This is a genomic window from Solimonas sp. SE-A11 (genome assembly GCF_030345715.1).
GTDB lineage: Bacteria > Pseudomonadota > Gammaproteobacteria > Nevskiales > Nevskiaceae > Solimonas_A.
The window spans coordinates 1-23602 of record NZ_JAUASX010000013.1; the positions used below are offsets into that span (position 1 = coordinate 1).

The window sequence follows — 23602 nt, forward strand, 5'->3', positions numbered from 1 at the left end:
GACCCAAGAAAGCACTCGGCGGGCTGGCGCCCGCCGTCTACGCCAAGCAGCTTGCTGCAAAGGCTATTACCATCAACCCAGGGCTCTAAACCAAACCGCTACTCAAGGCGGGGTAACGTCGCCTGCTTTAGAAAATCAAGCGCAACTTGATAACCGCCACGTTAGTGATGTGGGCGACTTAGGCATGAAAAGGCGATAGCGGCCGCGCCTGTGGACGCTCGAAATATGGCTCCTCATTCCGATGGTGAGGACTGAGCCATCCCTCCGGATGAGCAGATTTGAAGCGTTGCGAACCTGACAGTTAAGTCAGGTTGTCCCATCCGCATGTCCTCTCTATTGTTCGGAAAATGCGTAGACGCTTAGGAGGCGAGGGCCTCCGCGCCCTCGCAATCTATTGGGGGCACTAAGGATGAAAGCCGTAGGAGGTATCGAACTTCACTACTATCTGGCGGGCGAGGCCCACTCTATAGACGCCGTTGTGCGTAACCGATGTGAGGCAGAACTCATCGGAATATTTCAAGAGGTTTCCAACGTACTAGGAATTTCTTGCCAGATCGATGCGCAAGCTCTTGCTGAAGGCGGCGTGCGCGAAATATGGAAGTGGATAGGAGAAAACGGCACTCAACTCGGAGTGGTGCTACCAGTCATTGTTGCCCTGTTGGCACTTATGCCACATATGTATGAGTCAGAGGAGGAAGCGCTTAGCAAGGAATTAACCGAGCTTAATATTGAAGAAAAGAAACTTCAGATCGAAAAACTTCAAAAAGAACTCCGGGAGATGAGTGATAAATCAGCAAACTCCGTGAGAGAGCAAGCTATTGAAGTTCTAAAGCGCGATCCGAAAATTGTCGTGAGAAGATCAAATTTTTATAAAAATCTTCTAGGAAAGTCGAACATACAAGGTATCGGACTTTCACCATTGAATTCCAACCTATCTCCCACTCAATCAGAGAGGCGTATCCCTAAAGGAGATTTCGGTCGTTTTGTATTAAGTTCTCATAGCGTACGCCCTCTTACGATTGAAGACGCAAAGATTGAAATAGTTAGTCCCGTCTTAAGAGAGGGAAATTACAAATGGAAGGGCATATATAACAACCAAACCATTGGCTTCAGCATGCAGGACTTGGCATTCAAGCAGCTTGTCCTGCGAGAGGCGGTTACCTTTCAGCATGGGACATTTTTAGAGTGCGTTCTGAATATACATAGGAAGTTAGATGAGGTCGGAGAGCTTGAAATTACCGACTATGTGGTCGCGACGGTCCTGCAGAAGCACGACGGCAGTCAGTCCATAGAGACAACTCAGGGAAGAGCATATAAGCACGCAAAAAAGCTACGGGACTCACAGGAAGATCTGTTTAGCGATAAAAGCTAACTGGGCTGTGAGCCGCATTGCTACAACAACTTCAACACCATATCCACCAACGTCCTCGTCAGCCGCTCCCGCGACAAATGCGCCGGCCGATGCAGCACCGTCTGCAGCACCGCTGCCCAGGTCATGTTCATCAGCAGGTAGGTGCTGGCCTCGGGATCTTCAAAGTGAATGACGCGCTGGCTCTTGTATTGGCCTTCCTGGCCGAACTTCTGCAGCGTGCGGGAGAACTCGCGCACCTCGGGGATGCTCCAGAAGAAGGGCACTTCGCGTAGTGCCACGCGCAGCAAGTCTTCACGCTCCTCCAGCGCGGCGATCATGCCGCGCATCCAGTGGTCGATGCCGTCATGCGGTTGATTGGGCAGGGCCAGGGCGGTACGCAGGCTGGCGCCTACCTCATCCATCACCTGGCGCATGGCGCGGGCCAGGGCGGCGGCGACCAGGGACTGCTTGTGGGGGAAGTACTCGTAGAGCGAGCCGATGCTCACGCCGGCCACTTCGGCCACGCGGTTGGTGGAGACGGCCTCGTAGCCCTCGTCGATCAGTAGCCGAGTACAGGCGTCCAGCATGGCCTCGACGGAGGCCCTGGCCCGCGCTTGCTGCGGTTTCTTTTTGGGCGTCAGATCAATTGCCTGCGCCATCTTTTGTCCCCTCCTGCTCGGTCCCTGTGAGGCTCGGTCGAAACCGAGTAGTACCTGAGTCCTGGCTCGGGTTAGCTTAGGCCCGAGAGGGAAGTTCCGGAAGTAGCTTTTGGGGCCGGCTGGCGGTTGGGGGCGTTCACCCTTCGACAGGCTCAGGGCGAACGAGAGCGGTTCGAGTACTTCCCCCAATAAATGGCCAAGCGGCAAAGACCGCGGCCAACGTGCGTGGGGAGGAGAGCCCTATATGAATTTCACGTTCCGTGGCCGCCTGGCGGCGTTGTCCCTCTTGGTCCTGCTTTCGGCCTGCGCGCCGGGGCGTAGCGATCCGGTCTCCGGCGGTGGCGGTGGCGCCCGCAGCATGGAGGAGCACTTCAGCGGGCAAGTACAGCCACGCCTGGACTTCTGCCGCACCTGCCACATCCCCGGCGGCATCGCCGATGTGGAAGACGGCAAGGACTTCATGCTCTCCAGCAGCAAGTCGGAAGACCTCCGGAACCTCCGCGCGAGCTGGGAGCGGCTGGGCAAGAACAACCCCACCTCGCGCATCCTGCTGATGGCCTCGGGCCAGGAGACCCCGCATACCGGCGGTGCGCCCTGGCCGGTGGGCAGCGACGCCTACAAGGCGATGGAGGCCCTGCTCAAGTGCTTCGAGAGTCCCACGCAGTGCGTGCTGGGCGAGGGCGGCATCGTGGAGGAGCTGCCGCTGCTGGGCAGCAAGCACGCGGTGCACGTCTGGAACAGCTACTGCGAGGGCAAGCCGGACAACGCGCTGCTTCCGCGTGATCCGCGCACGGCGATCCAGCCCGGCGTCAACGCGGGCAAGGCGGTGTACTACAACGCCTGGTGGCAGGACTGCCACGTGAACCTGCCGGAGGCAGAGCAGCAGGCCAAGACCTGCGGCGAGTACCGCAAGCGCCGTGACAGCGGCTTCCACTTCCTGTTGGACGAGTTGCCGGGCGGCAACATGACGGCGGAGGACTACGACAACACCTGGAAGAAGTGGGGCCTGGAAGAGCGACCGGACAACTTCGACCAGCTCTACACGCTGCGCTACGGCCTCAATACCGCGCCCTTCCCCAACCCCTATCCGCGCAATGGCGAAGACCCCAATGCAGAGGGCGTGAACGGCGGCAGCGGCCAGTTGCCGCTGGGCCTGCGCCAGCTCAAGGACGAGAACGGCAAGTGGACCGGCAAGATCGGCAGCGGTGCCTGCTTCCAGTGCCACGGCGGCCAGATCGGTGATCCCACCGCGGGCGACATCATTGCCGGCGTGGAGAGCCTGGGCATCGGCAACAACAACTATGACGTGCTGATGAGCGGCCGCGACAACGCGCCCTGGTCCAACACCATCCTGGCGCCGATCCTGCCGACGCTGGACGTGGGCACGCTCTTCAACATCGGCGTGCAGCAGCGCGGCCAGAACAACGCGGTGGGCGCCTTCGAGCTGCTCAATACGATTCTGGACGTGGACAGCCTGGGCCTGAACCCCATCCCGGTGAAGATGTTCGTGAACCCCAAGAACCCGCTGGGCGGCGTGCTGGATGTCTCGCACCCGCTGGCCCATACGCAGGACACGCCGGCCTGGTGGAACATGGGCTCGCGCCCGCGCAAGTTCTTCGACGCCGGTGTCTCCAACGACAGCACGCGCATCATCATGGCCGCCGGCCCCGGCGAGTTCGGCGAGCTGATCAGCCTGGACGGCAAGTACTACCGCGACCGCGTCGAGCAATACGACCAGGACCTGGAGGCCTTCTTCCTGTCGCTGCGCTCGCCGCCGTATCCGCGCGCCATCAACACCGCGCTGGCGGAGCAGGGCGCCGTGATCTTCCATGGCAAGGACCTCTGGGCCGCCGGCCTGAACAACCCGCGCAGCAAGCCAGCCGGCGGCAACGGCTCCTGCGCGAGCTGCCACGGCGTGTACTCGCCGCGCTACGTGCATGACGAGAACTACCTGGAGTCGCCCGACCTGGAAGGCGTGGCCGGCCATATCGTGGCGCTTGACGTGATCGGCACCGACCCCGCGCGCTCCGACATGCTCACGCCCACGCTACGCCTGCAGTGGGACGGCACCTTCTGGGCGTACCCGGAGGGTGCAGAAGGCTGGACGCACCCGGACGAGAAGAACCCCGCCGTGGAGCTGCTGGACGACATGAGCCCGCTGCGACCCGTGGGCGTCTGCGGCTGGCAGAAGGAGTTCATCGGCTACCAGGCGCCGCCGCTGTACGGTGTCTGGGCCACCGCGCCCTATCTGCACAACGGCTCGGTGCCCACGCTGGAGCAGTTGCTGGATTCCTCGCAGCGCCGGCCCATCTGGCGCCGCCAGCTGCAGACCGTGGACGGCATCACCGGCTTCGACCAGCGCCTGGGCGAGGCCTATGACTTCACCGCCGTGGGCTGGAAGCACGAGGTTCTGGCCTGCGGCGACATGCCGGGCAACCTGCTGCTCAACTGCAACCCGGTGGCGCGCGACAATCCGTCCATCGTGCAGATCGTGCAGAACCTGCTGAACAGCACGGTCAGCTACGCGGGCCTGGTGCTGCTGCCGGATCCCACGCCCGGCGGTTTCGACAAGCGCCTGGTCTTCGACACGCGCATCCTCGGCAACAGCAACGCTGGCCATGACTTCAGCGACGTGCTGACCGAGCAGGAGCGCAAGGCGGTCATCGAGTACCTGAAGACGCTGTAGGCGCGAGCCGGCCTGGCGGCCCCTCTCTCGCATGCGGGAGAGGGGTCCATCAGGGCGGCAGGGGCATGGAGCTAGTTTTTCTGCTTGTCATGCGCAGGGCCTGTCTCCTAACCTCTGGTCCACGGTATTCGCTCCAGCCAACGGCAGAGAGAATCCAGCTTCAGGTCATGTAGCCCGTCTTCGCGCCGCGAAGGCGGGATTCCAGATGCAGGGCTCGCCCGGTGCCTTGAGCAAACCAGGGCGGTGCCCTCAGCGGAGTTGTAGGGGGGAGCACATTGCCGTCACGTCCCGCCATAGGGACGGGCGGCGATTTTTAATGGCTCTTCGTCGAGTTCCAAAATCAAGCCAACACACGACTCGTCATGCCAGCGGAAGCCGGTATTGGGTCGTCTGGCGCAATCATGTGGCGCAATCATGTCAGGACTGGATGCCGGCTTCCGCCGGCATGGCGATCTCTGGAGCGGGAACGGATAAGTCAGTCTTTTTCCTGCGCATCGATCCGCGTGCTGTGCGGCAAGACCGTGCTGCCCGATGGCAGCGCCGCCTCCGCAGCAGCATGCCAAGTGCCCCGCGCGCCTCGATACAACTCGCCAAGGCGGGCACCCGGGATGACCGGCCCTACGTGTATCGAGGCACGCCCCAGGCTCTCGATCCCCGCCGCCCTGTATCCTCCTGGCGCCCGCGCTCCGGGAGAGGCCTTGAAATTCAGCAATCGCATCAATGGTTTGCCCAACCCAGGCCCAGCCCTTGCAAGCGCCTCGGCTAGAATGCGCCCCTCTTTAAGGCCCTGACCGCCATGGAATTCCTGACCTCTCCCGAACTCTGGATCGCCCTGATCACGCTGGCCGCGCTCGAAATTGTGCTCGGCATCGACAACATCATTTTCCTGTCGATTATGGCCAACAAGCTGCCGGAGCATCAGCGCGCCCGCGCCCGCACCATCGGCCTGGCCGGTGCCTGCCTCACACGCATCGCGCTGCTGATGTCGCTGGCCTGGGTGGCGCAGCTGACCCAGCCGCTGTTCCACATCGGTGACTTCGGCGTGTCTGGCCGCGCCATCATCCTGATCGGCGGTGGCCTGTTCCTGCTGGGCAAGAGCGCGCTGGAGATCCATGAGTCGGTGGAAGGCGACGGCCACGGCCCCGAGGACGTGATCGGCAAGACGGTCAGCATCAGCTTCGCCGCGGTCATCGTGCAGATCATGATCCTGGACATCGTGTTCTCGCTGGACTCGGTCATCACCGCCGTGGGCATGACCAACAACATCCCCGTCATGGTGTCCGCCATCGTCATCGCCATCGGCGTGATGATGTTCTTCGCCGGTGCGGTGGGCCGCTTCGTGGAGCGCCACCCCACGATCAAGATCCTGGCGCTGTCCTTCCTGATCATGATCGGCATGGTGCTGATCGCCGAGGGCGCGGGCTTCCACGTGCCCAAGGCCTACATCTATGTGGCCATGGCGTTCTCCGTGGCCGTGGAAATGCTCAATATCCGCATGCGCGGCAAGCTCGACAAGCAGCAGGCCTGAATCCGCGAGGGGTAGCAAATGAGCCAGTACTGGAGCGCCGTCGTCCGCGGCCTGACGCCCTATGTCCCGGGCGAGCAGCCCAAGATTGCGGACCTGATCAAGCTCAACACCAACGAGAACCCCTACCCGCCCTCGCCCCAGGCGATGGCGGCCATGGCCTCCGCGGTGAACGACGCCCTGCGCCTCTACCCGGACCCGAATGCGGATGGGCTGAAGAGCGCCATCGCCGACTTCCATGGGCTCAAGCCCGCGCAGGTGTTCGTGGGCAACGGCTCCGACGAGGTGCTGGCCTTCGTGTTCCAGGGCCTGCTCCAGCACGAGCGGCCGATCCTGTTTCCGGACATCACCTACAGCTTCTACCCGGTGTACTGCGGCCTCTACGGCGTGGAGTTCACCAAGGTGGCGCTGGACGAGTCCTTCCGCATCCGCGTGGCGGACTACGCGCAGCCCAACGGCGGCGTGATCCTGCCCAATCCCAACGCGCCCACCGGCTGCCTGTTGTCGCTGGCCGAGATCGAGACACTGCTCAAGGCCAACATGGCTTCGGTGGTGGTGATCGACGAGGCCTACGTCGACTTCGGCGGCGAGTCCGCCGCGGCGCTGGTGGACCGCTACCCGAACCTGCTGGTGGTGCAGACCCTGAGCAAGTCACGCTCGCTCGCGGGCATGCGCGTGGGCTATGCGCTGGGGCACCCGGAGCTGATCGACGGACTGGAGCGCATCAAGAACAGCTTCAACTCCTACCCGCTGGACCGCGTCGCCCAGGCCGGCGCCACGGCCGCGATGCAGGACCGCGCGTACTTCGACCAGACCCGCCAGGCCGTGATCGCCAGCCGCGAGCGCCTCAACGGCCAGCTCGCCGCGCTAGGTTTCGAGGTGCTGCCGTCGGCGGCCAACTTCGTCTTCGCCCGCCACCCCGCGCGCGATGCCGCCCAGCTCGCCGCCGCGCTGCGCGAGCGCAAGATCATCGTGCGCCACTTCAAGACCGCGCGCATTGACCAGTTCCTGCGCATCACCATCGGCACGGACGAGCAATGCGAGGCGCTGGTGACGGCGCTGAAGGGCATCCTCTCCGCCTGAGTGTTTCGTAGGAGCGGCCGTTGGCCGCGAACCGTCCATCGCGGCCAACGGCCGCTCCTGCGAAAGCCTGGCACCCGGCGCTATGATCCCCGCGCGGCACTCCGCCGCGCTCCGGATGCCGTTTCATGTCCGCCGGTTCCGCCCAGGCTACCGCCATCGACGAAGCCCGCCGCATCTATGCCGCGGCGCCCTACATCCAGAACCTGGGCGCACAGGTGGTGGAAGCCGGGCCGGGCCGCCTGGTCGCGGAGTTCGCGCTGGCACCGCATCTCACGCAGCACCACGGCCTGCTGCATGCCGGCGCCGCGGCGACGCTGGCCGACCACACCGCCGGTGCCGCCGCCACCACGCTGTTGCAGCCGGGCCAGGCGGTGCTGACGGTGGAGTTCAAGATCAACATCCTGCGCCCCGGCCGCGCGCCGCGTTACCGCTGCGAGTCCGAGGTGCTCAAGCCCGGCCGCCGCATCAGCGTGGTGGAGTCCTCGGTCTGGGGCGTCTACGAGGACGGCCGGCGAGAACTGCAGTCCAAGGCCACGGTCACACTGGCCGTGGTGGACGCGGAGGGCATCTGACATGGGCAAGCTTCAGGAAGACTTCGAGAAGATCTGGGGCGTGATCCGCCGCGTGCCGCTGGGCCGCGTCGCCACCTACGGCCAGGTCGCCGCCGAGGCCGGCTTCGTCAAGCGCCCGCGCCTCACCGCGCAGGCCCTGGCCCACGTGCCGCCCGGCATGGAGATTCCCTGGCATCGCATCATCAATGCCCAGGGCAAGAGCTCCATGCCCGAAGGCAGCCGCGGCCACCGCGAGCAGCTCAAGCGCCTGAAGAACGAGGGTGTGAAGATCGTGAAGGGCAAGATCGACCTCGAAGTCTACCGCTGGCGGCCGCGCTCGCTGGCGCCGTTGCTGGACTAGCGCCAGGCCCTGATTGGCGCCCGTGACCGGCTCTTTGGCGCCGGCGCCCTTGCCCGCCGTGCCCGGGCCGTGTCCAATGGCCACTCCAACAATCAGGACGGTCGTCCCGTTCGGCGAGTGCCGCCGTTCATGGTTCGACAGGCTCACCACGAACGGCTCCCGACCGTTCGCCCTGAGCCTGTCGAAGGGTGAACGGTCCGCTCACGGACGTCCGCCAATCGGCCACCCGTCATCGCAGCGGCGTGGCCCGACGAGGAGAGCTTCATGAGCGTCCGTGCCGGCTACCCGCACTTCCAGCCCATCACCACCCGCTGGAAGGACAACGACGTCTACGGTCACGTCAACAACGTCGAGTACTACAGCTACTTCGACACCGTCATCAACACCTTCCTGATCCGCCAGGGCGGGCTGGACATCCACAAGGGGCCCAACATCGGTCTCTGCGTGGAGTCGCACTGCCGCTTCGACGCGCCGCTGGAATTCCCCGAGACGGTCAACGCCGGCCTGCGCGTGGTGAAGCTGGGCAACTCCAGCGTGCGTTACGAGATCGGCCTGTTCCGCGAGGATGACGACAAGCCGGCGGCCGAAGGCTGGTTCGTCCACGTCTTCGTGGATCGCGAGACGCGCCGCCCGGCGCCGTTGCCCGAGACACTGCGCGCCGCGCTGCAGACGCTGTCCAAGGAGTCTGCATGAAAGTCCGTGCCGCCGTGCTGCGCCAGATGGGCCTGCCCGCCCCCTACGCGCAGTCCAAGCCCCTGGTGATCGAGACCGTGGAGCTGGACCCGCCGGGCCCCGGCGAGATCCTGGTCAAGGTGCTGGCCGCGGGCTTATGCCATTCCGACCTGTCGGTGATCGACGGCTCGCGCCCGCGCGTAATGCCCATGGTCATGGGCCACGAGGCCGCCGGCGAGGTGGTGCAGGCCGGCGAGGGCGTGACGGACCTCAAGCCCGGTGACCGCGTGGTGTTCTCCTTCGTGCCGGTCTGTGGCCACTGCCTGCCCTGCGCCAGCGGCCGCCCTGCGCTCTGCGAGCCCGGCGCCAAGGCCAATGTCGCCGGCACGCTGCTGTCCGGCGAGCGTCGCTGGCATGACGCGGAGCCGCTGAACCATCACCTGGGCGTGTCGGCCTTCGCCGACCACACCGTGGTGTCGGCACGCTCGGCGGTGAAGATCGACCCTGCCCTGAAGCCCGAGATCGCGGCGCTGTTCGGCTGCGCGGTGATGACCGGCATGGGCGCCGTGGTGAACACCGCCCGCGTGTCCCCCGGCGAGAGCGTGGCGGTGTTCGGCCTGGGCGGCGTCGGCCTGTCCGCCGTGCTCGGCGCCAAGGCCGCCGGCGCCTATCCGCTGGTGGCGGTGGACGTGGTGCCGCAGAAGCTGGAGCTCGCCCGCGAATTGGGCGCCACCCACTGCATCCAGGCCGGCCCCGGCGTGGACGTGGCGGCGCTGATCAAGGAAGCCACGGCCGGCGGCGTGCATCACGCCATCGAGAGCGTCGGCCACGAGCAGGTGCTGGCCCAGGCCTACGCCGCCACCCGCCGCGGCGGTACCACGATCACCGTGGGCCTGCCGCATCCGTCCAAGCAGTTCTCCATCTCCGCCGTCAGCCTGGTGGCGGAAGAACGCACGGTGAAGGGCTCGTACCTGGGCTCCTGTGTGCCCACGCGAGACATCCCGCGCTTCATCGCCCTGCACCAGGCCGGGCAGCTGCCGGTGGAGAAGCTGCTGACGCAGACCATCCGCCTGGAGGAGATCAACGAGGCCTTCGACAAGCTGGCGGCGGGGCTGGCGGTGCGGCAGGTGGTGGTGTTCTGAGACTTTCTTCCCTCGCCCGCTTGCGGGAGAGGGATAGAGGCGAGGGCATGGATGCCCGAGGTAGGGCAACGCACGAAGCAGTTGCCGGGAGAGGGTTTCTGTAGAGCTACGGTGGCGCAGCCTAAGCGGTATTCACAGAATCCCTCTCCCGCAAGCGGGAGAGGGAAGCCGGATACGGGCTAAAATACCCACATGGATTTCCTCCCCCCCACCGATCCCCGCGTCGTCGCCCTCACCCGCGACCTGAATCCCGCCCAGCGTGAGGCGGTGACGGCGCCGCCGGAGCATCGGTTGGTGCTGGCCGGCGCCGGCTCGGGCAAGACGCGGGTGCTGACGCACCGCGTGGCCTGGATCATCGCGGTGGAAGGCGTCTCGCCGCAGTCGGTGCTGGCGGTAACCTTCACCAACAAGGCCGCCAACGAGATGCGCGGCCGCATCGAGCAGCTGATCAACGTGCCGGTGCGCTCGATGTGGGTCGGCACCTTCCACGGCATCGCGCACCGCATGCTGCGCCTGCACTGGAAGGAGGCCAAGCTGCCGCAGAACTTCCAGATCCTGGACGCGGACGACCAGCAGCGCCTGGTCAAGCGGGTGATCAAGGCTCTGGACCTGGACGAGGACAAATATCCGGCCAAGGTGCTGACCGGCTGGATCAACGCCCGCAAGGAGGAAGCCGAGCGTCCGGAGCACATCCAGGACACCGGCGACTACGCCATGCGCCAGTTCGTGCGCGTCTACACCGCCTACGAGGAGCAGTGCCGCCGCTCGGGCCTGGTGGACTTCGCCGAGCTGCTGCTGCGCGCCTACGAGATCTGCCGCGACAACCCGGACATCCAGCGCCACTACCGCACGCGTTTCCGCCACGTGCTGGTGGACGAGTTCCAGGACACCAACAAGCTGCAGTACGACTGGCTGCGCGTGCTGGCCGGTGACCGCGGCGTGCTGTTCGCGGTGGGTGACGACGACCAGTCGGTCTACTCCTGGCGCGGCGCGCGCGTGGAGAACATGCTGCACCTGCAGCGGGATTTCCTCGGCACCGAGGTGGTGCGCCTGGAGCAGAACTACCGCTCCACCGGCACCATCCTGCGCGCGGCCAACGGGCTGATCGCCAAGAACAGCGGGCGCCTGGGCAAGAACCTGTGGACCGACGGTGGCGACGGTGAGCCGATCCAGCTCTATGCCGCCTTCAACGAATACGACGAGGCGGAGTTCGTCATCAACCGCATCCGCGACGGCGTGGACGGACGCCGCCGCTACAACGATCACGCGGTCCTATACCGTACCAGCGCGCAGTCGCGCGTGGTGGAAGAAATCCTGATCCGCAACCGCATCCCCTATCGCATCACCGGCGGCCTGAAGTTCTTCGAGCGCCAGGAAATCAAGGATGCGATGGCCTTCCTGCGGCTGCTGCACAACCGTGACGACGACGCCAGCCTGGAGCGCGCCGTGGGCACGCCGCCGCGCGGCATCGGCGCCACCACGGTCGAGAAGCTGCGCCTGTGGGCGCGTGAGCAGGACATCTCGATGTGGGCGGCGTCCAAACTGGGCCAGCAGCACCTGGGGCGCTCCGCCAACGCGGTGAACCAGTTCATGGCGCTGATCGAGGCCATCGCCGAGGAAGGCAAGGACATGCCGCTGTCACAGCTCACCGAGCTGGTGATCGCTCGCACCGGCCTGCGTGACCACTACAAGAAGGAAAAGGGCGAGCAGGCCGAGGCACGCCTAGAGAACCTGGATGAACTGGTCAGCGCCGCGCGCGGCTTCGAGCTGCTGCCCCTGCCGCAGGGCGACGACCAGTTGCCGGAGATGGATCCGCTGACCAACTTCCTGGCGCATGCCTCGCTGGAAGCGGGCGAGCAGCAGGCCGGCCCCGGCGAGGAGAGCGTGCAGCTGATGACGCTGCACGCCGCCAAGGGCCTGGAGTTCCCGGTGGTGTTCCTGGTGGGCGTGGAGAACGGCCTGTTCCCCAACATGCGCTCCATCGAGGAGGGCAACATCGAGGAAGAGCGCCGCCTGTGCTACGTCGGCATCACGCGTGCCCGCGAGCAGCTCTATGTCTCCTACGCCGAGGTGCGCCGCGTGCACGGCGTGGAGCAGATCGGCAGCCCCTCGCAGTTCCTCAAGGAGATTCCCTCCGAGACCCTGCAGGAGACGCGCCCGCGCGCCCAGGTGCTGCGCCCGGCCTTCATGCCGCGCGAATCCAGCTACGGCGGCGGCTATTCGCGCGGTGGCGGGAGCGGCGGCAGTGGCTACGGTAGTGGCTATGGCAACAGCGGGGGCAGCCGCAGCAGCGACGAGTACCCGCGCGGCGGCTACGCCGGCTACGACCGCCAGAACATGGCGCGGACCCAGCTCAAGGAAAGCAGCTTCGGGCCCGGCGGCTTCACCCTGGGCCAGCGTGTGAAGCACGCCAAGTTCGGCGAGGGCACCATCCTGAGCTTCGACGGCGATGGCGACCGGGCCCGGGCCGAGGTCAAATTCAAGACCGCGGGGAACAAGTGGCTGCTGTTGTCGGTCGCAAACCTGCAGGCCCTGTAGCCTGCGAACGAGCGGGAGGATGCCATGGGTGCTGAATTCTTCTGGGTTGCCGTACTGGTGGTCATCCTGCTGGCCGGGCCCTTCGCGACTCTGCGGGCCGTCTCCGCCTACCGGCTGCGCGTCAGCGAGTCGGTGAAGAAGCGGCAGAAGGAGATGGAGGCCAAGGAAAAGGCCGAGGAAAACAGTCCCGACAAACCGCGCGGCTTCTGGTGAGCGACGCGCAGGGGCTGATCGGCCTGCTCGTGGTCGCCGGCCTCGCGCTGGCGCTGTGGCGCCTGTTCCGGCCAACGCCGCTGCCGGCGCAGCCCCTGCCCGATCGGTGGCAGGCCCGCCTGGCGGAGCTCGTGCCGCCCTCCGCCTGGGTGCCGCCGGAACTGCGCGCCCTGTATGAATCCCGTGTCGAGACCTTCCTGAAGACCAAGCGCTTCGTGCCCTGCGGCGGCCTGGAGCAGGTCGGTGACGAGCAGCGCCTCGCTATCGCCGGCTATGCGGCCCTGCTGTTGCTGCGGCCGGATGCGCAGGTGTTTCCGGAACTGCGCAGCGTGCTGCTCTACCCCGATGCCTTCCTGGTGCCGCAGACCGAGCCCGATGAAATGGGCCTAGTACCGGATGAACCCGAGGAGCGGCTGGGCGAATCCTGGGCAGGCGAGCGCGTGCTGCTGTCCTGGACCGACGTGGAGGCCGCGCAGCAGGGCGACAGCGTCAACGTGGTAGTGCATGAGTTTGCCCACCAGCTGGACGACGAGGAGCACGGCATGGAGGGCGCGCCGCGCCTGCAGGACTATGGCCGCTGGTCCAAGGTGATGCAGAAGGAATACGCCCGCCTGCAGCGCCACCGCCGCCCGCCGGTGCTCGACCCCTACGGCGCCGAGAGCCCAGGCGAATTCTTTGGCGTGGTCACGGAGGCGTTCTTCCAGCGGCCGGAGGAACTGCGGCGGCACCACGCGGAGCTGTATGCGCTGCTGGCGGATTACTACCGGCTGGATCCGGTGGGGATCAGCGCGGGGGAGACGGCGGAGATCGCGTTGTCCTGAGCGGCCTTGGGTCGCGAGGATGGACGGCGGCTACGCGCGAGCGCCGGATCTTCACGATGCTGGTCTCGTAGGGTGGGCGCGCTTCGCTTAGCCCACCCCTTGTACGGCTCTATTTAACTTTTACCACCATCGCCTGGATGCCGTTGTCCTCCAGACGGTTGCTGATGATCTGCACCTTGCCGAAGTCCTTCAGCGGGCCGACGCGCACGCGGTAGAAGGTCTCGGCGCCGTCGATGGTGACGGTCTCGATGCGCGACTCGATGCCCAGCAGCGCGAGGCTGGCCTTCTGCTTGTCGGCCTCCTCGCGGTCGCGGTACGAGGCTACCTGGATGACATAGGTGGAGCCGTCGCCGGATGCGGCCGGAGCCTTGGCGGCTTCCTTGTCGCCGCGGGGCACCACCACTTCCTCGCTGGGCAGCAGTTCGTAGAAGGTGAAGCGCGCCTTTTCCTTGGGCGGCAGCTTCACCGCTTCCTTGGGTTCCTTCTTCGGCTTGGCGACCGGCTCGGCGGCCTGTTCCTCCGCGGCTGCTCCCGCCGTCTGCGCGCTGGGCAGGCCACCGGTGGGACGCTTGATGTACACGAACGCCGCCACGACCAGGCCGATGGCCAGGCCGAACACCAGCCAGACCCAGCCCGGCATGCCGCCACCACCGCCACCACCGCCGCCACCGCGGCCCTTGGCCTGGCGGCCGCCGCGCTTCGGCGAGTGTGCGTAATCGCGTGCCATTTCTTATTCCTGCGTCTCTTCGCGGTACATCTTTTGGGGAGCGCTGACGCCCAGGATACCCAGCGCGTTGCGCAGCACCTGCGCTACGGCACTGATCAGCGCCAGGCGGGCGTTCTGCAGCTCGGCGTCGTCTTCCACCAGGAAGCGGTGCACGTTGTAGTAGCTGTGCAGGCCCTCGGCCAGTTCCTTGAGGAAGAACACCAGCGTGTGCGGCGTGTAGTCCGCGGCGGCGCGACGCAGCGTCTCGGGGTAGCGGTTGAGCAGCGTGAGGATGTTCTTCTCGTGCTCGTTGTCCAGGCGCTGCAATGCGGCGAGGCCAGCGGCGGGGTCGAACTTGCCGCCCTTCTCGGCGAGCTGGTCGAACACGCGGCAGATGCGCGCATGCGCGTACTGCACGTAGAACACCGGGTTGTCGGTAGTCTGCGAGCGCGCGAGGTCGATGTCGAATTCCAGGTGCTGCTCGTGGCCGCGCATCAGGTAGAAGAAGCGCGTGGCATCGGTGCCGGCCTCGTCGATCAGGTCCTGCAGCGTGACGAAGTTGCCGCTGCGCTTGCCCATGCGGCCGGACGACAGCGTGACGAACTGGATCAGCTGGACGTTGAGCGCGTCTTTGCGGCCGGTGAGGGCTTCGATGGCGGCGCGCACGCGGGCGATGTAGCCGTGGTGGTCCGCGCCCCAGACGTCCATCAGCAGGTTCCAGCCGCGGTCGAGCTTGTCGACGTGGTAGGCCAGGTCGTTGCAGAAGTAGGTGGCGGCGCCGTCGGCCTTTACCAGCACGCGGTCCTTCTCGTCGCCGTAGGCCTCGGTCTTCATCCAGACCGCGCCGTCCTTGTCGTAGACCAGGCCCTTCTCGCGCAGCAGGCCGATGGCCTTCTGCACGAAGCCGCTCTTCACCAGCTCGGCTTCGGAGGACCATTGGTCGAAGCCGACGTTGAAGTCGGACAGCGTCTTGCGGATCACGCCGAGCTGGTCGTCCAGCGCGATGCGCTGCAGCTGGGCATAGCCCTCGCCCAGCAGGCTGCGCGCGCGCTGGATCAGCGTGTCGGCGTAGGCCTCCTGCTGCAGCTTGATCTCGTCCTTCTGCTTGTCCGTGGCACCCTCGGGCACCACCGGCTCGGCGGCCAGGCCGTCGAGCACCGCGGCGGCTTCGCGCTTCAGCGCGTCGCCGTGGCCGTCCTTCACCTTCTGCGCGGTGCGGCGGATGTAGTCGGCCGGGTAGCCGCGCTTGGGGAAGGGCAGCGTGACGCCGCAGAGTTCCAGGTAGCGCAGCCACACCGAGATCGCCAGGATGTCCACCTGGCGGCCGGCGTCGTTGATGTAGTACTCGCGCCACACGGTCCAGCCGGTGGCGGCCAGCAGGTTGCAGATGCTGTCGCCGTAGGCGGCGCCGCGGCCGTGGCCCACGTGCATCGGGCCGGTGGGGTTGGCGGAGACGAACTCCACCATGATCTTGCCGGCCTTGCCGCTGCGATCAGTACCGTAGTCGGCGCCCTGCTTGAGCACCTCCGCGACCACGGCCTGGAAGGCGGACTTGTTCAGGAAGAAGTTGATGAAGCCGGGGCCGGCGATCTCCACCTTGGCCACCTGGGCCGAGGCCGGCAGCTTCTGCACCAGCTTCTCGGCCACCGCGCGCGGCGGCTGTCCCAGCGGCTTGGCCAGCTGCAGGGCGAGGTTGGTCTGGAAGTCGCCGAACTTGGCGTCCTTGGTGGCATCCAGCTGGATGGCCGGCTCGGCGTTGACGCCGGCCTCGGCCAGCAGCGCGTCGAGGGCGGCGCGCAGCAGATCGTGCAAATGGGCTTTCATCAGCGTTGAATCAGGTGTTTAAGGCGCGGATTGTAGCCGGCCCGGGCCCCGGCCATGGGTTTTCGGGGCGGGTTTGGGTATAGTTGAGGCCGTTTTTGGGGAGTAGCGACCTGCCTCGGCAGGGGGATGCGTCAACATACTTGGCCCTCATGGCCATGGTGCATCCAGCCAATCCGGCATGCGAGACCAAGACAGCCATGCTGCGCCGCCGGGCGCCTGCGTGGATGTCTTGTGTCCATTTCGCGCCCGGCCGGAGTATTCAAAGTGGAAGCCTTTTTCGTCTCTACCGGCGCCGTGTTCCTCGGCGAGATCGGTGACAAGACCCAGTTGCTCGCCCTGCTGCTCGCCAGCCGTTTCCCCCATCGCCCCTGGGCGCTGATCGCCGGCATCCTCGTCGCCACCGTGTTCAACCATGCCCTGGCGGGCATCGCCGGCCAGTGGCTGCGCGGCCTGCTGGACCCGGCCTGGCTGCCGTGGATCGTCGGCTTCTCCTTCATCGCCGTGGGCCTGTGGGCGCTCAAGCCCGACACCGTGGAAGAGGGCGAGGCCCAGCGCGCCGGCCACAGCGTGTTCTGGATCACCACCGTCTGCTTCTTCCTGGCCGAGATCGGCGACAAGACCCAGATCGCCACCACCGTGCTGGCGGTGAAGTACGACGCGCTGCTGCAGGTGGTCGCTGGCACCACCACCGGCATGCTGCTGGCCGACGTGCCGGTGGTTTTCCTGGGCGCGGCCCTGGCGGCGAAGCTGCCGCTGAAGCCGATCCGCTTCGCGGCGGCGGGGCTGTTCGTGGTGCTGGGTGTGCTGACGCTGGTGTTTGGGCGAAGCCTGGCGGGTTAACCCCGAACCGTTCACACCGAGTAGCGCAGCGTATCGAGGTGCCGTGTGTGCCTCGATACGCCGCTTTACGGCACTCGGCATGAACGGTTCTGGAAAAGCGGCTAAAAGTCGCTAAAAGTGGAGAGCTAAAACAGGTCCGCCGGATCCACATCCACCGACCACCGCACCTTCCTCGCCTCGGGCAGCCCATCCAGCCGCGTGACGCACGCCGCCAGCAGCTTCTGCAGCGCGGCGCGGCTGCCGGACTGCATCAGCAACTGGGCCCGGGTGAAGCCGCCGCGTTTTTCCATCAGCGCCGGCACCGGGTCGGACAGCATCACGCCCTCGGCATGCGGCTCCAGCAGCTCGCGGGCGGCAGCCAGGAAGCGCAACGGCAGGCCGGCGTCCGTGGATTCGGCGCGCAGCAGGGCCAGGTGGGAGTACGGCGGCAGGCCGGTGGCTTCGCGTTCGGCCAGCAGCAGTTCGGCCAGGGCGGGATAGCCGCCTTGCATCAATTGCTGCAGGGCGGGATGCTCGGGCTCATGGGTCTGCAGCAGCACTTCGGCGGGCGGGGCGACGTCGCCCTGGATGCCGGCGCTGCGGCCGGCGCGGCCGGCGACCTGGGTGACGAGCTGGCCCATGCGCTCCACGGCGCGGAAGTCGGCGCCGTACAGGGCCTGGTCGGCGCTGACGATGCCGACCAGCGACAGGCCGGGGAAGTCGTGGCCCTTGGCCAGGATCTGGGTGCCCACCAGGATCCGGATGTCGCCGTTGTGAATGCCGGCAAGCAATTGTTCCAGCTCGCCTTTCTTGGTCAGTCGATCGGAATCGAAGCGCTCGGTGCGGACCATCGGGAAGCGGTTGCGCAAGGCGTCTTCGATGCGCTCGGTGCCCTCGCCGACCGGCTGCAGGTTCTTGCAGCCGCAGCTGGGGCAGCTGCTGGGCGTGGGTTGCTGCATGCCGCAGTGGTGGCAGATCAGGCGGCGCCGGCCGCGGTGCAGGGTCATGCGTGCGTCGCAGTGCGTGCAGGGCGCGATCCAGCCGCAGTCGTGGCAGACCAGCATCGGTGCGTAACCGCGGCGGTTGATGAACAGCAGGGCCTGGCCGCCGGCGTCGAGGTGTTGCTGCACCTTGTCGAGCAGGGGCGTGGACAGTCCGTGCTGCAGCAATTGGCCGCGCAGGTCCAGCGCGCGCACCTGCGGCGGGGCGCCGCGGCCGACGCGGGCGGCCAGCTCGATGCGACGGTAGCGGCCGGTCCGGGCGTTGTGCAGCGACTCCAGCGCGGGGGTGGCGCTGCCCAGGATCAGCGGGATGCCCAGGCGCTGGGCGCGCAGCACGGCGACGTCGCGCGCGGAGTAGCGGAAGCCTTCCTGCTGCTTGTAGGAGGGGTCGTGCTCCTCGTCGATGACGATCAGTTCCAGCCGGGCGAAGGGCAGGAACACGGCGGAGCGCGTGCCCACCACCACCCGCGCGGCGCCGCTGCGGGCGCGCAGCCAGCTCTTGGTGCGCTCGGTGTCGGTCATGCCGGAGTGGAACGCTGCCACCCCCTCTCCGAAGCGCTGCTGCAGGCGCGCCACCAGCTGCGGGGTCAGGCCGATCTCCGGGGCCAGCACCAGGGCCTGGCCGCCGCGCTCCAGCACCTCGGCCACGCGGCGCAGGTAAAGCTCGGTCTTGCCGCTGCCGGTGACGCCCTGCAGCAGGGCCACGTCGAAACCGGCAGCCTCCTGCAGCATGGCCAATGCTGCGCCTTGCTCGGGGGTCAGTTCCGGCGGGGTTTCGGCCAGGGCGAACGGCAGGGCGGTGGCCGGTACCGGCTCCACCCAGCCTGATTCCAGGGCGGTGGCCAGGGCTGGACCGCGCGGCAGGGCCGAGCGCGGCTGTGGGCCGGGGCCCAGGGCCTGCAGCAGGCTGCGCAGGGCTTTCTTGCGAGAGGGCAGTTCGCCCAGGGCGGCGGCGCCGGAGCGAGTCAGCTGCAGGCCGGGGTCTTCCGGCAGGCGGGCCGGCTGGCCGCGGCGCAGGTTGCCGGGCAGCAGGGCCCAGGCGACCTCGCCCGGCGGGTGGCGGTAGTAGTCGGCGGCCCAGCGCGCCAGCCCCAGGACCTCGCGGGTCAGCAGGGCTTCCTCGTCCAGCAGCTCCTCGACGTGGCGGTAGCCGTCGGTGTCCATGCCCGCTTCGCGCGGTGCTTCCAGGGCGATACCCACCAGATGCCGGCGCCCGAAAGGCACCTTGACGCGCATGCCCGCCTGTAGCCGTCCGCGCAGGCGGGACGGCACCAGGTAGTCGAAGGTTTTGTAGAGCGGGACCGGAACGGCAACCGCCACCAATTCGAGGCTCACGGGCTTGTGGATAAGTTTGGGGATAGTTCCGGCGGGTATTCCAGGCCTATGTGGGGGCGGGCTAGCGCCATCTTTCCGACTCTGCAAGTTCGAAAATAAGCTTATGCAATTCAGTGACTTCTACCGACATTGCTGCATTGTGAAGCTGTCAAGGCTTGACCGCGCAGAATCTTGTGACGCACCGCCGTTGTGCATAAGCATGTTGCACTGCACCGAAATCCGGGCGGTCAACCGACCGGGCCCTGGCACGTTTTATCTCTCAAGCACACCACCCCGGAGATTGTCCCATGAGAAGCCGAGTATCCGCCGCTTTCGGCCTGATGGCGCTGGCCCTTTCCGCGACGCCGGCCTTGGCCGACAGCCCGGTGAACGACCGCCTGGACGCCAAGGGCGAACGCATCGAGGAGCGCCTGGATCGCCGCGGTGATCGTATCAATGACCGCCTGGATGCCAAGGGTGAGCGGATCGAGGACCGGATGGAACGCCGGGCCGACCGCGCCGCCGCCCATGGCAACGACCCCCGGTCCGAGCGCCTGGAAAGGAAGGGCGACCGGAGCGAGAACCGCCTGGACCGCCGCGGCGACCGCAAGGACGACCGCCTGGACCGTAAGGGCGAGCGCGTGGAAAACCGCCTGGACGCCAAGGGTGACCGCATTGAACGCCGCCGTGACCGTAAACACGACGCTGGACAGTAAACTCGGCGGGGTGAGCACCGTCGATCTCCAGACACTCGACGCCTTCCTGGCGTCGGTCGAACGCCGCGCCTTTCGCATGGCGGAGATCGCCACGCGCGACCGCGACGAGGCCCTGGACCTGGTGCAGGACGCCATGCTGCAGCTGTCGCGCCGCTATGCCGGCCGCCCCGCCGAGGAGTGGCCGGCGCTGTTCTACCGCATCCTGGAGAATCGCATCCGCGACTGGCAGCGCCGGCAGACGGTGAAGAACCGCCTATTCTTCTGGCGTGCGCCGGCCCGGGACGAGGAACAGGAAGAAGATCCGATGGCCCTGATCGCCGAACCCGGCGCCGGGCCGCAGGAGGAGCTGCAGCGTGCCGAGCAGATGCGTCGCCTGGAACGCGCGCTGCATGGGCTGCCGGCGCGCCAGCGCGAGGCCTTCGAGCTGCGCCTGTGGGAGGGGCTCAGCGTGGAGGAGACGGCGCGCGCCATGGGCTGCAGCGATGGCAGCGTCAAAACACATCTGCACCGCGCGCTGGCCGCGCTGCGCCAGGAACTGGAGGGGGTCTGGCCATGAACCACGAACACGACGACCGGATGGACGCGTTGCGCCGCGCGCTGCGCGACAGCGAGCAACTGGATACGGCGACCCGCGCGAAGCTGCGCGCCGCCCGCGCCCGCGCGATCGATGCCGCCCAGGCACCCGCCCGGCCCTGGCTGTGGGCCGTGCCGGCCACCGCCATGGCGGTGCTGGTGGCCGCCCTGTGGCTGCCGGGCACGCCGACCACCGCCCCGCTGCCGCAGGTGCCGGGCACCACGGTGGCCTCCGAGGCGCTGGACGTGCTGACCGACGAGCAGTCGCCGGAGTTCTACCAGGACCTGGAGCTGTACGAGTGGCTGGACCGGGAGGCGGGCCGTGCTTGAAGCGCTGATGTTCCTGGTGGTGGCGGCGCTGCCGCCCAGGCCGGCCGCGCCCAGCGCGGAGCTGCTGGAGTTCCTGGCCGAGTGGCCGGACGAGGCGGCGCAGAGCCTGCTCGACGGGCGCGCCGCCGCTCCTGTAAAGGACAAGGACCAGAATGAACGCCAGGAGAAGCCCGATGCGAAGCTTCGCTAGCCTCGTTGCCCTGCTGGGCCTGCTGCTGCTTGGCCCGGCCGAGGCGGCCACCGAGTGGGACCAGCTCAGCCCCGCCCAGCGCGAAGTGCTGGAGCCGATGCGTGCCGATTGGGCTGGCCTGCCCGGCGAGAAGCAGGACCGTCTCGCGCGCGGCGCCGAGCGCTGGTCGCAGCTGAGCCCCGAGGAGCGCGACCACGCGCGGCAGCGCCTGGAACGCTGGCGCGGCATGTCGCCGGACGAGCGCAAGCACCTGCGCGAGAAGCGCGACCGCTTCCGCCGCCTGACGCCGGAAGAGCGTGAGCGGCTGCGCGAGCGTGCCGAGCAGTTCCGTCGGCTGCCGCCGCAGGAACAGGATCGCATCCGCCAGCGCTTCCACGAGCTGCGCGAACAGCGCCGCGCGCCGGACGCCGAGGATCGCAAGCTGCTGGGCTGCGCGCCGGACGAGCCCTGCAAGCCGCCCAAGCCGCCGAAGGGCGAGCGGCCGCCGCGCTAGGAAACCTCCGAAAAATCCCTTCGTGCTGATCCTGAGCCTGTCGAAGGATCGAAGCGCGGGCGGACTTTTCCCCGATGACGGTCAATGAGTTACCGCCCACCCCTCGACAAGCTCAGGGCGAACGGTAACTTTCCCCAGAGTTTCCCCGGGTCGCGTGCCGCCATGCCGGTGAAGGCCTGCATGACGGCACCCCGGATTGCCGGCCGGGGCGCCCGGCCGCGGGTGTAAGCTGCGCGCCATGACCGAGTTCCTCGCCGCCGCCTATGCCGATCCGCGCTTCGTCTGGGTGGGCATCGCCACCGTCCTGCTCAGCGCCTTCGGCTTCCTGGCGTTCGCGCTGCCGCTGACGGCGCTGGCGGCGCGCGACCCGGCCTGGGCGCGGCGATGGAAGATCCAGAATCCCCGCGGCGCCGGCACGATGTCGCAGGAGGACGCGGAGCGCCGCGGCATCCTCGTGCAGGGCCCGCGCATGGTGCGCGAGTCGCTGTGGGCCTCGGCGCGCAACAACCTCTGCATGCTTGCGCTCACCGCCGCGGCCTGGCCGCTGATGAGCCTGTCCGGCGTGCACCTGGGGCCGATCCCGGCCAACTGGTGGTGGCTGTTCCCGCTGCAGCTGCTGTTCTGCATCTACCTGGACGACTTCCTCTACTACTGGATGCACCGCGCCATGCACACGCGCTGGCTGCTGTCCAAGGTGCATGGCCGGCACCACCGCGTGCTGGCGCCCTGGGCCATCACCGGGCACTACATGCATCCGCTGGAATACGTGCTGACCGGCTCCCTGGCCTTCCTCGGCCCCTCGCTGCTCGGCGCACACGTGGCGCTGCTGTGGATCTGGATCCTGTTCCGGCAGTGGGAGGCGGCGGAAGGCCACTGCGGCTACGCCTTCCCCTGGTCACCGACGCGCTGGCTGCCGTTCTCGGACGGCGCGCTGCACCACGACGCGCACCATGCGCGTGTGCGCGGCAACTACGCCGGCTTCCTCGGGCTCTGGGACCGCCGATTCGGCACCGAGGTGCGCGGCTACGGCGAGATGCTCAAGGGCTGGAAGGCGCGTTGAGCTTCAGGCTGCCGCCGCTGTCGGCCCTGCTGACGGGCGCGACGCTGATCGGCCTGGCGCCGATCTTCGTGCGCCTGGCGGATGTCGGCCCCACGGCGGTCGCGTTCTGGCGCGTGGCGCTGGCGGCGCCGGTGTTCGCGCTGCTGATGGCGCGCGGCGAGGGCTTCCGCTCCACGCCGCCCAGGGCCTTGGTCTGGCTGCTGCTGGCGGGCCTGTTCTTCGTCGGCGACCTCGCCGTCTGGCACCAGTCGATCCTGTGGACCTCGGTGGCCAACTCCACGCTGCTGACCAACCTGGCCCCGGTCTGGGTCACGCTGGCGGCGTGGCTGCTGTGGCAGGAGCGCGTCAGCCCGGCCTTCATCGGCGGGATCCTGCTGGCGCTGCTCGGCGCGCTACTGCTGATGGCCGACAGCCTGGAGGTGTCGCAGCAGACGCTGCTCGGCGACCTGCTGGCGGTGCTGACCTCGCTGTTCTACGCCGGCTACCTGCTGGTGCTGAGCCGCCAGCGGCGTTTCCACTCCACGCTGTCGGTGATGTTCTGGACCAGCGCCAGTGCCGCCGTGCTGCTGTTGCCGCTGGCGTTGCTGCAGGGAGAGGTGCTGTGGCCGCAGTCGGCGCAGGGCTGGTGGGTGCTGGTGGGGTTGGCGCTGCTGTCCCACGTGCTGGGCCAGGGGCTGATCGCCTATGGTTTCGCGCATCTGCCGGCCTCGTTCTCGTCGGTGAGCCTGCTGCTGCAGCCGCTGGCGGCGGCGGGCTTTGCCTGGCTGCTGCTGGGCGAGCGCTTCGGCCTGCAGCAGGCGCTGGGTGGCGCGGTGGTGCTGGCGGGCATCCTGTGGTGCCGGCGGGCGATGAAGAGCGACTAGGAATTCCCGAAAAGTCCCTTCGTGCCGATCCAGAGCCCGTCGAAGGATCGAAGCACCGGCGGAGTGCCCCAACGGAGATCAATCGGTTGCCGCCCCCCTTCGACAAGCTCA

General features: G+C 67.1%; 23 protein-coding genes and 1 riboswitch. Of the genes, 19 read left to right on the plus strand and 4 right to left on the minus strand.

Annotated elements, in window-relative coordinates:
* Window positions 1-409: 409 nt before the first annotated feature.
* On the plus strand, window positions 410-1372 hold the full coding sequence (locus tag QT386_RS15030; RefSeq protein WP_289274572.1) for a hypothetical protein: 963 nt from the start codon (window positions 410-412) through the stop codon (window positions 1370-1372).
* A 20-nt stretch (window positions 1373-1392) separates the two neighbouring features.
* Here the strand turns inward: QT386_RS15030 and QT386_RS15035 are convergent, their stop codons facing one another.
* Complete coding sequence (locus QT386_RS15035; RefSeq protein WP_289274573.1) at window positions 1393-2010, minus strand: TetR/AcrR family transcriptional regulator; 618 nt, start codon at window positions 2008-2010, stop codon at window positions 1393-1395.
* Window positions 2011-2254: 244 nt separating this feature from the next.
* Here QT386_RS15035 and QT386_RS15040 point away from each other — a divergent pair, with 244 nt between their 5' ends.
* The 10 genes from QT386_RS15040 to QT386_RS15085 all read left to right on the plus strand — a co-directional run bounded on the left by QT386_RS15040 (window position 2255) and on the right by QT386_RS15085 (window position 13602).
* The gene (locus QT386_RS15040; protein ID WP_289274574.1) at window positions 2255-4696 is read left to right on the plus strand and encodes a hypothetical protein; all 2442 of its coding nucleotides are present in this window, start codon (window positions 2255-2257) and stop codon (window positions 4694-4696) included.
* Between the two features lie 796 nt (window positions 4697-5492).
* Window positions 5493-6224, plus strand: a complete 732-nt coding sequence (locus tag QT386_RS15045; protein ID WP_289274575.1) for a TerC family protein — start codon at window positions 5493-5495, stop codon at window positions 6222-6224.
* An 18-nt stretch (window positions 6225-6242) separates the two neighbouring features.
* The gene (gene hisC / locus QT386_RS15050; RefSeq protein WP_289274576.1) at window positions 6243-7304 is read left to right on the plus strand and encodes a histidinol-phosphate transaminase; all 1062 of its coding nucleotides are present in this window, start codon (window positions 6243-6245) and stop codon (window positions 7302-7304) included.
* Between the two features lie 125 nt (window positions 7305-7429).
* Window positions 7430-7876 carry a PaaI family thioesterase gene (locus QT386_RS15055; protein WP_289274577.1) on the plus strand — a complete coding sequence of 149 codons (447 nt, stop codon included), beginning with the start codon at window positions 7430-7432 and terminating at the stop codon, window positions 7874-7876.
* Between the two features lies 1 nt (window position 7877).
* Complete coding sequence (locus tag QT386_RS15060; RefSeq protein WP_289274578.1) at window positions 7878-8216, plus strand: MGMT family protein; 339 nt, start codon at window positions 7878-7880, stop codon at window positions 8214-8216.
* 264 nt (window positions 8217-8480) lie between these two features.
* Window positions 8481-8909, plus strand: a complete 429-nt coding sequence (locus tag QT386_RS15065; protein WP_289274579.1) for a thioesterase family protein — start codon at window positions 8481-8483, stop codon at window positions 8907-8909.
* Window positions 8906-10030, plus strand: coding sequence for a zinc-dependent alcohol dehydrogenase family protein (locus QT386_RS15070; protein ID WP_104229380.1), 1125 nt, complete (start codon window positions 8906-8908; stop codon window positions 10028-10030). The genes QT386_RS15065 and QT386_RS15070 overlap by 4 nt, the downstream gene beginning before the upstream one ends.
* Before the next feature lie 192 nt (window positions 10031-10222).
* The gene (uvrD, locus tag QT386_RS15075; protein ID WP_289274580.1) at window positions 10223-12568 is read left to right on the plus strand and encodes a DNA helicase II; all 2346 of its coding nucleotides are present in this window, start codon (window positions 10223-10225) and stop codon (window positions 12566-12568) included.
* Window positions 12569-12592: 24 nt separating this feature from the next.
* Entirely contained in the window at window positions 12593-12781 is a 189-nt protein-coding gene (locus QT386_RS15080) for a hypothetical protein (protein WP_289274581.1), read from the plus strand.
* On the plus strand, window positions 12778-13602 hold the full coding sequence (locus QT386_RS15085) for a zinc-dependent peptidase (RefSeq protein ID WP_289274582.1): 825 nt from the start codon (window positions 12778-12780) through the stop codon (window positions 13600-13602). The genes QT386_RS15080 and QT386_RS15085 overlap by 4 nt, the downstream gene beginning before the upstream one ends.
* Window positions 13603-13711: 109 nt before the next feature.
* Here the strand turns inward: QT386_RS15085 and QT386_RS15090 are convergent, their stop codons facing one another.
* A complete protein-coding gene (locus QT386_RS15090) occupies window positions 13712-14329 on the minus strand; it encodes an SPOR domain-containing protein (protein WP_289274583.1) in 618 nt (205 codons plus the stop codon).
* 3 nt (window positions 14330-14332) lie between these two features.
* A complete protein-coding gene (gene argS, locus QT386_RS15095; RefSeq protein WP_289274584.1) occupies window positions 14333-16132 on the minus strand; it encodes an arginine--tRNA ligase in 1800 nt (599 codons plus the stop codon).
* A gap of 85 nt (window positions 16133-16217) precedes the next feature.
* Window positions 16218-16388, plus strand: a riboswitch (yybP-ykoY riboswitch).
* 8 nt (window positions 16389-16396) lie between these two features.
* On the opposite strand from argS, the gene QT386_RS15100 reads away from it, so the two are divergent.
* Window positions 16397-16972 carry a TMEM165/GDT1 family protein gene (locus QT386_RS15100; protein ID WP_289274585.1) on the plus strand — a complete coding sequence of 192 codons (576 nt, stop codon included), beginning with the start codon at window positions 16397-16399 and terminating at the stop codon, window positions 16970-16972.
* A 125-nt stretch (window positions 16973-17097) separates the two neighbouring features.
* On the opposite strand, the gene QT386_RS15105 is transcribed toward QT386_RS15100, so the two are convergent.
* Window positions 17098-19287, minus strand: coding sequence for a primosomal protein N' (locus tag QT386_RS15105; RefSeq protein WP_289274586.1), 2190 nt, complete (start codon window positions 19285-19287; stop codon window positions 17098-17100).
* Between the two features lie 287 nt (window positions 19288-19574).
* On the opposite strand from QT386_RS15105, the gene QT386_RS15110 reads away from it, so the two are divergent.
* The 7 genes from QT386_RS15110 (at window position 19575) to QT386_RS15140 (ending at window position 23491) form a co-directional block, all read left to right on the plus strand.
* A complete protein-coding gene (locus QT386_RS15110) occupies window positions 19575-19982 on the plus strand; it encodes a hypothetical protein (protein WP_289274587.1) in 408 nt (135 codons plus the stop codon).
* A complete protein-coding gene (locus QT386_RS15115; RefSeq protein ID WP_289274588.1) occupies window positions 19954-20538 on the plus strand; it encodes an RNA polymerase sigma factor in 585 nt (194 codons plus the stop codon). The genes QT386_RS15110 and QT386_RS15115 overlap by 29 nt, the downstream gene beginning before the upstream one ends.
* On the plus strand, window positions 20535-20885 hold the full coding sequence (locus QT386_RS15120) for a hypothetical protein (RefSeq protein ID WP_289274589.1): 351 nt from the start codon (window positions 20535-20537) through the stop codon (window positions 20883-20885). Before QT386_RS15115 ends, QT386_RS15120 begins: the two co-directional genes overlap by 4 nt.
* Window positions 20878-21075 (plus strand): hypothetical protein, encoded by a 198-nt coding sequence (locus QT386_RS15125; protein ID WP_289274590.1) that lies wholly within the window; start codon window positions 20878-20880, stop codon window positions 21073-21075. The genes QT386_RS15120 and QT386_RS15125 overlap by 8 nt, the downstream gene beginning before the upstream one ends.
* On the plus strand, window positions 21059-21568 hold the full coding sequence (locus QT386_RS15130; RefSeq protein ID WP_289274591.1) for a DUF3106 domain-containing protein: 510 nt from the start codon (window positions 21059-21061) through the stop codon (window positions 21566-21568). Before QT386_RS15125 ends, QT386_RS15130 begins: the two co-directional genes overlap by 17 nt.
* A gap of 238 nt (window positions 21569-21806) precedes the next feature.
* A complete protein-coding gene (locus QT386_RS15135; RefSeq protein ID WP_289274592.1) occupies window positions 21807-22628 on the plus strand; it encodes a sterol desaturase family protein in 822 nt (273 codons plus the stop codon).
* Window positions 22625-23491, plus strand: coding sequence for a DMT family transporter (locus QT386_RS15140; RefSeq protein WP_289274593.1), 867 nt, complete (start codon window positions 22625-22627; stop codon window positions 23489-23491). Before QT386_RS15135 ends, QT386_RS15140 begins: the two co-directional genes overlap by 4 nt.
* Window positions 23492-23602 lie beyond the last annotated feature (111 nt).

Bases quoted from the DNA above. Each gene is read 5' to 3' on its own strand.
- QT386_RS15060 (WP_289274578.1), top strand. From the start codon at position 7,878: ATGGGCAAGCTTCAGGAAGACTTCGAGAAGATCTGGGGCGTGATCCGC.
- QT386_RS15110 (WP_289274587.1), top strand. From the start codon at position 19,575: ATGAGAAGCCGAGTATCCGCCGCTTTCGGCCTGATGGCGCTGGCCCTT.
- QT386_RS15070 (WP_104229380.1), top strand. From the start codon at position 8,906: ATGAAAGTCCGTGCCGCCGTGCTGCGCCAGATGGGCCTGCCCGCCCCC.
- QT386_RS15065 (WP_289274579.1), top strand. From the start codon at position 8,481: ATGAGCGTCCGTGCCGGCTACCCGCACTTCCAGCCCATCACCACCCGC.
- hisC (WP_289274576.1), top strand. From the start codon at position 6,243: ATGAGCCAGTACTGGAGCGCCGTCGTCCGCGGCCTGACGCCCTATGTC.
- QT386_RS15135 (WP_289274592.1), top strand. From the start codon at position 21,807: ATGACCGAGTTCCTCGCCGCCGCCTATGCCGATCCGCGCTTCGTCTGG.
- QT386_RS15130 (WP_289274591.1), top strand. From the start codon at position 21,059: ATGCGAAGCTTCGCTAGCCTCGTTGCCCTGCTGGGCCTGCTGCTGCTT.
- QT386_RS15035 (WP_289274573.1), bottom strand. From the start codon at position 2,010: ATGGCGCAGGCAATTGATCTGACGCCCAAAAAGAAACCGCAGCAAGCG.
- argS (WP_289274584.1), bottom strand. From the start codon at position 16,132: ATGAAAGCCCATTTGCACGATCTGCTGCGCGCCGCCCTCGACGCGCTG.
- QT386_RS15080 (WP_289274581.1), top strand. From the start codon at position 12,593: ATGGGTGCTGAATTCTTCTGGGTTGCCGTACTGGTGGTCATCCTGCTG.
- QT386_RS15055 (WP_289274577.1), top strand. From the start codon at position 7,430: ATGTCCGCCGGTTCCGCCCAGGCTACCGCCATCGACGAAGCCCGCCGC.
- QT386_RS15040 (WP_289274574.1), top strand. From the start codon at position 2,255: ATGAATTTCACGTTCCGTGGCCGCCTGGCGGCGTTGTCCCTCTTGGTC.
- QT386_RS15030 (WP_289274572.1), top strand. From the start codon at position 410: ATGAAAGCCGTAGGAGGTATCGAACTTCACTACTATCTGGCGGGCGAG.
- uvrD (WP_289274580.1), top strand. From the start codon at position 10,223: ATGGATTTCCTCCCCCCCACCGATCCCCGCGTCGTCGCCCTCACCCGC.
- QT386_RS15090 (WP_289274583.1), bottom strand. From the start codon at position 14,329: ATGGCACGCGATTACGCACACTCGCCGAAGCGCGGCGGCCGCCAGGCC.
- QT386_RS15120 (WP_289274589.1), top strand. From the start codon at position 20,535: ATGAACCACGAACACGACGACCGGATGGACGCGTTGCGCCGCGCGCTG.
- QT386_RS15045 (WP_289274575.1), top strand. From the start codon at position 5,493: ATGGAATTCCTGACCTCTCCCGAACTCTGGATCGCCCTGATCACGCTG.